Raw genomic sequence first — 11,189 nt, 5'->3', positions numbered from 1 at the left:
ACAAGGCTCTGTTTTTCAGAATGGCTTGAGCACGCCAGTCGCAATAATGCTGTTTCTGGAAGCCTGCACCAACCAGCTGGGGCGGAGGAAATTCATATTAAAAGGCTACCGCGCTCTTAATGGCCGGCAGCTGGCGTTGCGCGCCCGAGTAAATAGCCGTCAAAGGTGTGTTTGCAGACCCATTGATCATTGGCGATTTGGACGCATGTATATTGAAAGCCGTCTCCAGAACGAGGCTTGAGAGGATAGCTCAATGAGCTCTGGTGCAGACGAACCGCCTTCGGGCGGTTTTTTATGCTGTTGCCTCAAACAAACAAAGGGTAAGCCATGACATCAATATCACCCGATCAGAACCACTCCAGAGTAAATACGCTGTTTGAGCTGATCCACCTTCTGCATATGGCGCTCAAGCTGGATGGTCTAGAAATTCAGGAAGAGGAAATCGTCGACCTGATTGTCGAGATAGCCAACGAGCTGGACGATACGAGCCCAGCGCCATATTTGCACAACGCCCTGATTGATCCGACCGAACCTATGGAGCCCATCTGCTGGGTCACGCTCTATATGACTCTGCTGCCTGCCGTAGGCCGCACGCTAGGCCTCTTAGATATGCAGAGCGCTGATCCACGGGCATGGGTCAATGAAGAAATGACTCACACGCAGAACCTTGTCAGCGAGTGGTCGCGTAATGCAGAACGTGTCATGGCAGACGTCAACCATGCCATGCGTGATCAGGTTGGATTTGATGCTAAGGAGTTGTCTGAGCACATGCAAAGGACAGGCGAAAGCATGGGCCAAGCTGAGGCACGGCTGTACAGCCAGCGGTCAGGTTTGAAGACAGTGCATTAGGAAAGGTGGCGATGTTTTAGCTATAAAACAAATAGGAAGGCAGAAGTGATCTCAATTTAACATAAGCATTATTATGCGAAATCTACTAGTAAGCCTTCTCGTGAGAGAACAATCCTAAATAACCGGATGGAGCTTTGGGCTACAGGCTTAGAGGTACTGCTTTTAGAGGCGCACACCTGCTAAACGTCCATCTGGCTCAAGCTCTTTTCCTTTAGCCAAGCTGACTGCCAGGAACTTACGCTCAACACTGGTAATACCGCCAGCGAGACGACGCGCTTCAGCCTGGAGCTGAGCGGCAAGCAGAGACTTCGCTGTGTCTTTAGATTGCTTCATAGAGCATCCTCGATTACTGGCTTTAGATTTAATGTTATGCCTCGACGATGCTGATGACAAGACGCTGCTCGTCGTCCAGCTCGAAGCCTAGTTCCTTGTACCAGTCTATAGCGCCAGGGTCAGGGTCTTGTATTTCAATTTCGGACAACCCGAGCATTCGCCCGTATCGGGTTACATTGATCAGAGCCAAACCTGCCACTTGACCTTTGAGTGGGTGAGTTCCATCTGGCTTGCCTTCCAGTAGCACAATCTTGATCGTTAGGGTGCTTGCACGAGGGGTAGCGTAGCAAAGACCACAAAGCTCATGGTCGTACCAAAGTGCTAGGTCAAAATGCCTGGTGTCACGCTTCTTCCAGCTTGGAACATCCTCCCAAGGATATAACTGGGCCTCAGAGATCCATAGATAGCTCTGATTAAGCGCCTCTTGGGTAATCGGCTCAAAACGAATACGAGCGGGCTCGATTCCCTCTGCAAGTAGGTCACTAGGATTATCTAAGATGAACTCCTTGGCCATGGTCAAGGCTGTTGAGCGGTACACCTGATACTTGAGATTGCTACTTCGAGATCCCGACATTGTTTCGTTCTTTCCGACGCTTTGCCCTATGCAAGGTGCATCATTTGACGTTTAACATAAATAGCTAGCCTCAAGTCACATTCCAACCCAAAAACATAAAAGTCAAAGTAGAGGCTCCTGCAAAGGAGAACACGACATTATTGTTCCACATTCGCTGATTTTAGAAATGCCTCTCGACTCTTTTCCCTGATCGCTACAGCTCTCTCCAGCGACTTGGCAAAATTAAGCTCCCAGGTATTGGCGGTACCAATATAGACATTGACAGGCTTTCCTCTCAGGGGCGTTACCTTGAAGCTATAGAGCAGCTGCGAGCCCTTGCCGCCCCGGTTGAGCTTTCTACGCGTGGCCAGCGTGATGCCGACAGGTAGTTCTGGGTGGCCTTTATCACTGCGCTGGTTTTGATAGTTGCGTACAGCGCCAGCATACGGGCGCAAGGTATCGTTGTACGCCTTGGCAGCTGCATAGCTGGCGTTGGGGGCGTGTGAGTATGCCGCATCGAAAAAGGCCTTGGGGGACTCCCCGCTCCTGATTGGAGCTACATACCAGCCGTCGTCGGTGCCTAGCCCACCTCGGCTACAGTATTCCTACAACGCTTTGAAATACCGTTTGCCGAGAGTTCTACTTTTTAGAGGGTAGTAAGCTAATAAAGCCTGGATCAGGCTTTTTCCAATTTCAGCGAAGCGTTGCCTTCTTCACTACGACGCAAGCGATACACTAACGCTAATACCAGTAGCCACGCGGGCATTAAATACACAGAAAGCCGCATGTCTGGAGTTAGGACCATTACTATCAGAATGCCAGCTAAAAAAGCCAGGCATAGGTAATTGGTGAGCGGATACCCCCAGCTTGGGTAATAGCTGCTCTTGCCTTCACGTTGCTGGCTTTTCCTGAATTTTAGATGCGTAATACTGATGATTACCCAATTGAGCACTAGTGCCGATACTACCAGCGCCATCAACAGGCTGAACGCCTTGCCCGGGATCAGGTAATTGATGAGTACGCACAAGCCGGTAACCAGGGAAGAAATGCCTAGGGCCATTACAGGGACGCTGCGGCGGTTGACGGTAAGTACCACTTGTGGCGCATTGCCTTGAAGTGCCAGGCCAAACAGCATGCGGCTGTTACTGAAGACACAGCTGTTATAAACCGATAGTGCAGCCGTAAGCACTACGGCATTAAGTAAGGAGGCAATGATGTTGCTGTCTAGCGCATGGAAAATCAGTACAAATGGGCTTCCGCCGGTAACCACCTTTTCCCATGGGTAAAGCGACAATAGTACAACCAGCGCGCCTACATAGAAGATCAGGATACGCCAGATCACCTGATTTGTAGCCTTGGGAATGCTGTATTGGGGATTCTCGGCCTCGGCAGCGGTAATGCCTACCAATTCCAATCCTCCGAAAGAAAACATGATCACTGCCATCGCCATTGCCAAACCGCTAAGACCATGGGGGGAAAAACCTCCATGCTGCCAGAGGTTGGCAATGCTGGCCTGTTCGCCCGCAGTCCCTGTTGCCAGGAGCCAGCTGCCAAAGAGAATCATGCTGATGATGGCAATAATCTTGATCAAGGCAAACCAAAATTCGAATTCACCATACAACTTCACATGACTTAGGTTAACAATATTAACCAGTACGAAGAAAACGGCTGTTGAAGCCCACGTAGGAATATCTGGCCACCAATACTGTACGTACAAACCTACCGCGGTAAGTTCGGCCATGCCGACCAATACATAAAGAACCCAATAGTTCCAACCTGACATAAAGCCTGCGAATGGGCTCCAATAGCGATTGGCAAAATGGCTGAAGGTACCAGCTACGGGCTCCTCAACGACCATCTCGCCAAGCTGGCGCATGATTAAAAAAGCTATGGCCCCTGCAATTACGTAGCCGAGAATAACTGAAGGACCAGCCATATTAATGGTCTGGGCAATGCCCAAAAATAACCCTGTGCCAATCGAGCCGCCAAGGGCTATCAGCTGTATATGTCTATTTTTCAAGCCTCTGTGTAGAGACTTGGTGTCTGCTTGGCTCATGCGGAAGTGTCCTGTAAGGAGATAAGGGCATTGACTGACGCGTCGAGTAAGATCTAAAAGCGCTCGACTGCAAGACAAATGCCATATAGCCCCTTAGGGCTTTGCTGTAGCTGAGCAAGTACCCACGTAACTGTTAATCTTCCAACCTTATTTTCGGCGCTACGGAATAGGTACATGACTACGATTGACGAGTTTGATCTGAAAATCCTTACTCTACTTCAGGGAAACGGCCGCCTGAGTAACCAAGATTTGAGCGATCTGGTGGGGCTTTCAGCCTCGCAATGTTCTCGTCGTCGAATTGGTCTTGAGCAGGCGGGGCTGATTTTGGGTTACCACGCGCGTCTGGCTCCTGAGGCCATGAATACAGAGATGGTAGCGATGATAGAGGTCAGTTTGGTTAGCCATGGCACAGACAATTCTTCCGCCTTCGAAGCCTTTGTACTGCAAGACCCAGCGATTATAGATGCTTATAAAACCACAGGCGACGCGGACTATACCTTGAAGATTGCAGTAGCTGGCCTGACAGAGCTCAATGGACTTATGGGCAGATTGTCAGGGACCGGAACAATTGGCCATTTAAAAACCGCTATCGTTCTACAGCGACTTAAAGAAGCCGGAATACCTGCACAATAAGAACGCACTGAAAAGAGTCGTATCAGCTATTCGGCGCACTATTTTCATGCGTAAAAATTATATAATCCGCACAATGTGTGCATTTATATGTTTTAAGATGCACGAATAAATCATTTTTGCTATGTTGCTCTACTCATGCGAGCCCTATGAACCTTTGTATTAATCCCAATAGTCGAGCGCATCATGAGTACTGCCATTATTACTCCTCATCCCCATACTCGAATCGAAGATGGTATTGCCTTGCTCGTCGGGACACTCCTGATTGCTTTTGGCTTGCTACTCGTGCGCGAAGGGGGCGTCATGACGGGCGGCACGGCCGGCATTGCGCTGTACCTGCACTACGCGTTCGATTACGCCTTTGGCGCAACCTTCTTTGTGCTTAACCTGCCATTCTATTATCTGGCATTGCGACGCATGGGATGGGCTTTCACCCTCAAGACGTTTACAGCTATCGGCCTAGTGTCATTGTTTTCCGATCAGGAAAAGGCGTTTGTTGCCCTACAGCATATTCAACCGCTGTATGCAGCAATTATTGGTAATATTATTCTTGGCGTTGGCTTTCTAATCTTGTTTCGACACCGAGCGAGCCTGGGCGGCATCAATATTCTTGCGCTCTTTCTGCAGGCACGTTTCGGCTGGCGTGCCGGCTGGTTGCAAATGGGCTCCGATGTAGTAATTCTGCTGCTGTCACTAACAATTGTCTCCCTGCCGCTACTGGCTGTTTCCGTATTAGGTGCAATAGTCATCAATCTGATCATTGCCCTTAATCACCGCTCGGGTCGCTATCACGCCTGACGTTTTCACCTGCTCTGGAGTTTTACATGCTTGACCATGTCACCCCCTATGCTGGCGATCCCATCCTGTCGTTGATGGAGACCTACCAGGCGGATACGCGCACGTCTAAGGTTAATTTAAGCATTGGCCTGTACTACGATGCCGATGGCCGTATTCCTACCTTGCCGTCAGTAGCCGAAGCCCATCGACGGTTACTGTTGCAGGGTGATCGCCCCGCGCTTTATCTTCCAATGGAAGGGTTGGCGGATTATTGCGCCCAGGTTCAACGTTTATTATTTGGAGACCAGGCGCAAGTTCTGGTTGAGCGTCGCGTAGCGACGATTCAGGCGGTGGGTGGTTCAGGTGCCTTGAAGGTAGGCGCGGATTTTTTGCGTCAGTGGTTTCCTCAATCGCAGGTATGGGTCAGTGATCCGACTTGGGAAAACCATCATGCACTGTTTGCCGGTGCCGGATTTACAGTCAATACCTACCCTTACTTTGATTCCAGCACCGGTGGCGTTGCGTTTGCTGCCATGCTTGAAACCCTTGCTACATTGCCTACGTATAGCGTGGTGCTACTGCATCCTTGCTGCCATAACCCGACTGGTGCCGATCTGCTCCCCGCACAATGGGATGAAGTGATCAAGGTTTTGATTGACCGCCAGCTGATTCCGTTCCTGGATACAGCCTACCAAGGGTTCGGCGATGGTATGCAAGAAGACGCCTATGCTATTCGTGCCATGGCTGATTCGGGCTTGGTAGTAGTTATAAGTAACTCGTTCTCAAAAATCTTTTCTCTGTATGGCGAACGGGTTGGTGGATTGTCAGTGGTATGTGCGGACACTCAAGTTGCTGCCAATGTTCACGGTCAGTTGAAGGCCGCGGTACGCCGTAACTATTCTAGTCCGCCAAATCATGGTGCACGCTTGGTGAGCGGTGTACTGGGTGACGCAGCGCTATGCGCACAATGGTTAGCTGAAGTAGAGGACATGCGGCTGCGTATTAGTACCATGCGTAGCCAGCTGGCTTTGATGTTGCGTGATGCCTTCCCCGATGGTCGCCACGATTATCTGTTGCGGCAGAAGGGCATGTTTAGTTATACAGGCCTTACAGCCGCTCAAGTCCACCGCTTGCGAAAGGAGTCCGGAATTTACCTGATTGATAGTGGCCGCATGTGCTTGGCTGGACTAAACCAGAGCAATGTTCAGGTGGTAGCCGAGGCGCTTGCGCGTATAGCCGATTAGCGCTTGCGTAGGCGTACCGGTTAGGTCGTAAGGAAATCCCATATGTCCAAGATGACTAACGTAGGGGCGCAAAAGCGTCCCTCTTGCTTACTGCTTAACGTCTCGTCTGACAACGTTAAAGCTGCAACTAACCCCCTCAATAATCAGAGGGTTTTAGGTCTAGTATGGTTTCAGGCTATTCATCAGACCTGAAATCAGGTTTTCTGCCCTTCGAGAGAAGTTAAATTCTCCTATGTCAGGCAGCTTTTGAATGACTAGTTACGAGCTAAGAGCAATCTGTGCTGAGAGACAATCAATTACCTTGCCAAGCAATGCATGCATCTTAGGCGTCAAGGCATAAAAGCCTGTTTCAGTGTCCAGCTTATAACGGTCGTTAAACACATGTATCAGTGCGCCTGTTTCAAGCTCTATCCTAGCCGGTAAAGCTGGAACAATTGCTATAGCAAGGCTTTATTCAGACGCCTCAAGGGGAAGAGGTGTCCGTAAGAAGGCAGGTACTGAAAGCCTAAAATTTTTCTGAAAAGTCGGCACGCATGCACCGTTCGATACAGGCCAGCGCTACCATAGCCTTGAACTGCTGGCCAGCTTGTCAAAGGAAGCCAGAGTCCACGTTTTCATTTAGTCATTCGATCACCGATATTTCGGTCTATTAAACAATCGAGACAGATCTAAGCGGGGCTTTCGGTGCATGGTGCGCTGAGCGATTATCTGTTGTAATAGCGATGTAACCTTCCACTATCATAGCCCTTGTCAGCGCTAAGCATCAGATGCTCATTTTTACGATGCCGCCCCTGCCGCTACCTGTGAGAAACCAAATCGCTAATCCGCTACCATGAGCAATCGCCCAACTCGTAGCGTTCTATCATCTAGGGTCTCCGACTCGAAACAACATCACATAGTAGCAAAACGATTTTCAGACAGAACGTGATTTATATAGTTGACCAATCTTTATATGAGGCCCACTAGGCATAAAAACAATCAAAGATAAAATAATTTTATCTTTCGCCTAGTGAGCGTTTGGCTTAGCGATTAAAGTTCTTGGATTGTACTTTCCATCCATTTACTTTACATAGACCACAATTCTGTCCTAGAAAGTAGGATGATGCACTCTGATCCTTTTTAAGAGTAAAATCGAACCAGCGAATTACTGCTTCAAGCGCTTCTGTCGTAATAGTATAATCTACAGTCGAGCCAGTAGCAACAGAGCTATTATTTGAGTTGAAACTATATCGAAGTCCTGCCCATAGTCCTGAGTGTCCCCCTTCATAGTTTTCAGCTAATATAATGGGAACATTTGCTGCCCCGTAGTTTGAATGGGTTTGTTTATAAGCAACATCTGAAGGGCCACCCCCAATTAATAAGGTAGGGGTATGTAACTTAGAGATATCGGCAACTGAATAGCCGCCCATATTTTTACTTGCTTCGCTACCTGAATCAAAAAAGCCAGTATTTAATCCTGCCACGGATTTTACTCTAGAATCACTACCAGCAACTAGGGCTTCTAGCCCACCGCAGGAAGTACCAAATACACCTATCTTAGATGGATTAAGATTGGCATAAGCCGGATAAGAATTTGCTTGATTCCTTACCCAGTCTAAAGACTTTTCTATTCGAGAAGGAGTAACGGTATTAGATTCTTTAATAACAACTTGGTCGGAGGCGCCATATGCAACAATTACATAACCACGAGCAGCAATTGCACCGAGTATATCCCAATATTGATGGTTACTAGACTTACAAGCCCCATTTCCCCAAAGCAAAACTGGGACTTGACCACGTACATCTGACAGCTTGGCTGGTCTGTATACTGTATATCCGCTCAAGCCAGGAGCTGCTTCACGAATAACAGAATAAAATATTCCTGTTAAATCTTTCTTATTGTTTTCAGCTAACGCTTGACCACTTAATATAGAGGCAGTTAAAAACCCAGCCACTAGATTTAGAGAGGTAAAGTATATTTTTTATCATAATTTTTACCTAAGTATTATAATTATTTCAAGCCCTACCTAATCTTCACTTTAAACAAGACCAGTTTATTTTAACCAGCAAAAAAATAGTTGTTATTTTTTCAACTATTCAATAATTTGTATAGTTGATATGGTTTCGAATGTAAAAGCCTGACATCACTAAGTGGTCGCTAAACGCACAAAATTAACTATGTTCTGTACGAAAAGTCTGAGCAGGTAAGATGACGGCCCTGACCGACCTGAGGGCCGCATGGCAAGGCGTTACGAATTACCGGATGCAGCTTGGGAACTGATCGCCGATCTGTTTTCCCGCGAGCAGAGAATGGGCCGACTGCGCCATGACGACAGACTGATGCTCAACGGGATCCTCTGGGTTTTGTGCTCCGGTGCTGCCTGGCGCAACATGCCGGAGCGATTCGGGCCCTGGTCAACGGTGTACCAGCGCTTTCGAAAGTGGCGCGACGATGGAACATTCAACCAAGTGCTCGAACGCCTGCATCTCAGGCTCAACCAGCAGGGCATTATCGATCTGGATACCTGAATGATCGACTCCACTGCCATTCGCGTAATCCGAGCCGCTTCCGGTGCCGGGAAAAAGGGACGCCTGAAGAACCGGTAGACCATGCGCTGGGTCGCAGCCGAGGCGGCCTGACCACCAAGATCCATATAGTCTGCGATGCCAATGGATTGCCTCTGCGTTTTCTGCTTTCGCCCGGTCAGGCCAGCGACATCTCGAATGCCCAGGCACTCCTGGATCAGGTTCGCATCCCTGGCAAGCAAGGCCGGCCTCGCAAGCGCTGTCGCAGGTTGCTGGCAGACAAGGGCTACGATGCCGAGCACCTGCGCCAGTACTGCGACCGTTACCGAATGCATCCTGTGATTCCGCAGCGAACCATGAAACGCAAGCCCAAGCCCGGCCTGCCAAGGCTGTTCGACTGCCCCAAATACCGGCAGCGTAACATCATCGAGCGGATGTTCGGCTGGTTGAAGGAAAACCGCAGGATCGGCACTCGCTACGACAAGCTGGCAAGAAGTTTTGCCGCAATGGTCACTCTGGCTTGCACGCTGCGGTGCCTACGGCAGTACTTTTCGTACAGAACCTAGTTGTTAGGTCCCGGGAAGAAGGGGTTTGGGTCGGTTAAAAAGAGCTGTGGTTGTTTATGCCATTGCCCGAGAATAAAGCCAATCAGTGTTTGCCCTTTCAAGGCGCGCAATGGACGAGCGCTGTTATACGCCCACAGATAATCCTTTATATGCTCCTGCAGCTGTTTAAGCGAGGCATAATGAAAGGCCTTGGTGGTGGCCTGCTTGATCGTCCTATTCATGCGCTCAACCTGACCATTGGTCCAGGGATGGAAGGGTTTGGTTAGCCGATGTTCAATGCCGTGCCGATAACAGATCACATCGAAAGGATGGGTTCGGTAGCTTTCTGTACCAGTCTTCTTGGCAAACTGGATGCCGTTGTCAGTCAGCACCGTATGCACCTTATAGGGTAACGTCTTAAGCGTAGCCTCCAAGAAGTCGACCGCATCTTTGCGCATCATCTGCGTGTGCAACTCGGCATAAACAAATTTCTACGTGCGGTCGATCGCCACAAAGAGATAAGCCCGGCCTTCTGCGGTATGCACCTCGGTGTTATTGATATGTAGATAGCCCAACGGATAGCGTTTGAAGGTCTTCTTATCACGTACCGGCTCAGCCGAACGCGGCAGAGTGCTGATGCCGTGTCGCTGGTAGAGCCGGTTCAGGCTTGAGCGCGAAAGCCTGAATATGAAGCGCTGTAGGACATGCAAGCAATCTCCACAGGCAACAAGGTCTTCTGCCGAAACGCGATGGCAGCAGCCTCTTCAGCCAGGGTCAAGAGGTCGAATGCGGATCTCGAGGCCCCATGGGCTGATCTTCAATCGAGTCGCGCTTACACCACTTGATCACAATCACGGTCTTGGGGGCCTGCTCAGGGGGTTGAGGATATAGCGCTTGCTTAGCGTCGCGATCAAATCCTGCTACGCTTGCATTCTGCTCGGATGGCGTGCGTAGTCGTGGCGCGTTTGTGTAGGACTTGACCCATGCATTCCCCTCCGATAGAGGTCTATATCATGACCCTTTCTCCCTAGGACCAAACACCTAGTACACCGGCCCGATTACAATATGCCCGCACCTGTTATGATCATATAGCAGGCACATTGGCCATGCAGCTCCATGTGTAGTGGTCAGCTTACTCTAGGTATATTTTGTCTACAGCCTCTAAATATATAAACAGCCTTACGCGATACCAGCCGTTAAGCCTAACTCCGCCGGTGAAGCCTGCTTACAGTGTCTATAAAGGAAATCACTCCACTCCTGCATAAGCCCTCTCCTCTTCTCCAGCAGATCTCCTCGGTTATAGGCCGCTTCCACCTTGCTGCCCAGCGTATGCGCCAGCGCCATCTCGCAAACTTCGCGGGGATAGTTGGTGGTCTCTGCCGCCCAGGTTCTGAACGTTGCCCGAAAGCCATGCGGGACGGCCATGTGAACCTTTAAGGTACCTAATACGCGACCAATAGCATTGCCGGGAATACAGCCTGTGCGGCGGCTATTGGGAAACACCCACTTGGGATGCTTGCCTGCCTGCTGATTGATCACCTCAAGCATGGCCTCGGTAAGCGGGATGCGGTGCGTCTTGCCCGTCTTCATGCGCTCGCCCGGTATGGTCCAGAGCCTTTGTGCCAGATCCAATTCGGACCAGCGTGCGCCACAGGTCTCGCTGTTACGGGTTGCGGTCAGGATCATCAATTCAGTGG

10 protein-coding genes and 3 pseudogenes are annotated in these 11,189 nt (G+C 49.7%); 6 read left to right on the top strand and 7 right to left on the bottom strand.

Annotated elements, in window-relative coordinates; all coding sequences use genetic code 11:
* The first annotated feature begins 327 nt into the window (after positions 1–327).
* Positions 328–849, top strand: coding sequence for a hypothetical protein (locus tag IQ22_RS22515; RefSeq protein WP_145146050.1), 522 nt, complete (start codon positions 328–330; stop codon positions 847–849).
* Positions 850–1,011: 162 nt separating this feature from the next.
* Here IQ22_RS22515 and IQ22_RS23400 read toward each other — a convergent pair whose 3' ends face one another.
* The 4 genes from IQ22_RS23400 to IQ22_RS22500 all read right to left on the bottom strand — a co-directional run bounded on the left by IQ22_RS23400 (position 1,012) and on the right by IQ22_RS22500 (position 3,791).
* Entirely contained in the window at positions 1,012–1,182 is a 171-nt protein-coding gene (locus IQ22_RS23400; RefSeq protein ID WP_167654202.1) for a hypothetical protein, read from the bottom strand.
* 34 nt (positions 1,183–1,216) lie between these two features.
* Complete coding sequence (locus IQ22_RS22510; RefSeq protein ID WP_145146049.1) at positions 1,217–1,756, bottom strand: N-acetyltransferase; 540 nt, start codon at positions 1,754–1,756, stop codon at positions 1,217–1,219.
* 137 nt (positions 1,757–1,893) lie between these two features.
* Entirely contained in the window at positions 1,894–2,190 is a 297-nt protein-coding gene (locus IQ22_RS22505; RefSeq protein ID WP_244309401.1) for a hypothetical protein, read from the bottom strand.
* A 221-nt stretch (positions 2,191–2,411) separates the two neighbouring features.
* Entirely contained in the window at positions 2,412–3,791 is a 1,380-nt protein-coding gene (locus tag IQ22_RS22500) for an amino acid permease (protein WP_145146048.1), read from the bottom strand.
* 174 nt (positions 3,792–3,965) lie between these two features.
* Here IQ22_RS22500 and IQ22_RS22495 point away from each other — a divergent pair, with 174 nt between their 5' ends.
* The 3 genes from IQ22_RS22495 (at position 3,966) to IQ22_RS22485 (ending at position 6,442) form a co-directional block, all read left to right on the top strand.
* The gene (locus tag IQ22_RS22495; protein ID WP_145146047.1) at positions 3,966–4,424 is read left to right on the top strand and encodes an Lrp/AsnC family transcriptional regulator; all 459 of its coding nucleotides are present in this window, start codon (positions 3,966–3,968) and stop codon (positions 4,422–4,424) included.
* A 183-nt stretch (positions 4,425–4,607) separates the two neighbouring features.
* Positions 4,608–5,219, top strand: coding sequence for a YitT family protein (locus IQ22_RS22490; protein ID WP_145146046.1), 612 nt, complete (start codon positions 4,608–4,610; stop codon positions 5,217–5,219).
* A 26-nt stretch (positions 5,220–5,245) separates the two neighbouring features.
* Complete coding sequence (locus tag IQ22_RS22485) at positions 5,246–6,442, top strand: amino acid aminotransferase (protein WP_145146045.1); 1,197 nt, start codon at positions 5,246–5,248, stop codon at positions 6,440–6,442.
* 1,022 nt (positions 6,443–7,464) lie between these two features.
* Here IQ22_RS22485 and IQ22_RS22480 read toward each other — a convergent pair.
* A complete protein-coding gene (locus IQ22_RS22480) occupies positions 7,465–8,376 on the bottom strand; it encodes an alpha/beta hydrolase family protein (RefSeq protein WP_145146044.1) in 912 nt (303 codons plus the stop codon).
* Positions 8,377–8,659: 283 nt separating this feature from the next.
* Here IQ22_RS22480 and IQ22_RS22475 point away from each other — a divergent pair.
* Positions 8,660–9,513, top strand: a pseudogene (locus IQ22_RS22475) (IS5 family transposase).
* Here the strand turns inward: IQ22_RS22475 and IQ22_RS22470 are convergent.
* Positions 9,510–10,477: pseudogene (locus IQ22_RS22470) on the bottom strand (integrase core domain-containing protein). The pseudogenes IQ22_RS22475 and IQ22_RS22470 sit on opposite strands and share 4 nt — an antisense overlap.
* 52 nt (positions 10,478–10,529) lie before the next feature.
* Between IQ22_RS22470 and IQ22_RS23735 the strand changes: the two are divergent.
* A pseudogene (locus IQ22_RS23735) lies at positions 10,530–10,610 on the top strand (transcriptional regulator); the annotation flags it as partial.
* A 61-nt stretch (positions 10,611–10,671) separates the two neighbouring features.
* On the opposite strand, the gene IQ22_RS22460 reads toward IQ22_RS23735, so the two are convergent.
* Positions 10,672–11,189: tyrosine-type recombinase/integrase (locus tag IQ22_RS22460; RefSeq protein ID WP_145146043.1), on the bottom strand; the 518-nt coding region annotated here is incomplete at its 5' end.

The organism is Pseudomonas duriflava (genome assembly GCF_007830155.1).
Lineage (GTDB): Bacteria > Pseudomonadota > Gammaproteobacteria > Pseudomonadales > Pseudomonadaceae > Chryseomonas > Chryseomonas duriflava.
Note: the sequence above shows the minus strand (reverse complement) of the source record. Positions and strands in the feature narration are given on the sequence as shown.

Coding starts and splice junctions, on each gene's coding strand:
- IQ22_RS22515 (WP_145146050.1), top strand. CDS start 328: ATGACATCAATATCACCCGATCAGAACCACTCCAGAGTAAATACGCTG.
- IQ22_RS23400 (WP_167654202.1), bottom strand. CDS start 1,182: ATGAAGCAATCTAAAGACACAGCGAAGTCTCTGCTTGCCGCTCAGCTC.
- IQ22_RS22510 (WP_145146049.1), bottom strand. CDS start 1,756: ATGTCGGGATCTCGAAGTAGCAATCTCAAGTATCAGGTGTACCGCTCA.
- IQ22_RS22500 (WP_145146048.1), bottom strand. CDS start 3,791: ATGAGCCAAGCAGACACCAAGTCTCTACACAGAGGCTTGAAAAATAGA.
- IQ22_RS22495 (WP_145146047.1), top strand. CDS start 3,966: ATGACTACGATTGACGAGTTTGATCTGAAAATCCTTACTCTACTTCAG.
- IQ22_RS22490 (WP_145146046.1), top strand. CDS start 4,608: ATGAGTACTGCCATTATTACTCCTCATCCCCATACTCGAATCGAAGAT.
- IQ22_RS22485 (WP_145146045.1), top strand. CDS start 5,246: ATGCTTGACCATGTCACCCCCTATGCTGGCGATCCCATCCTGTCGTTG.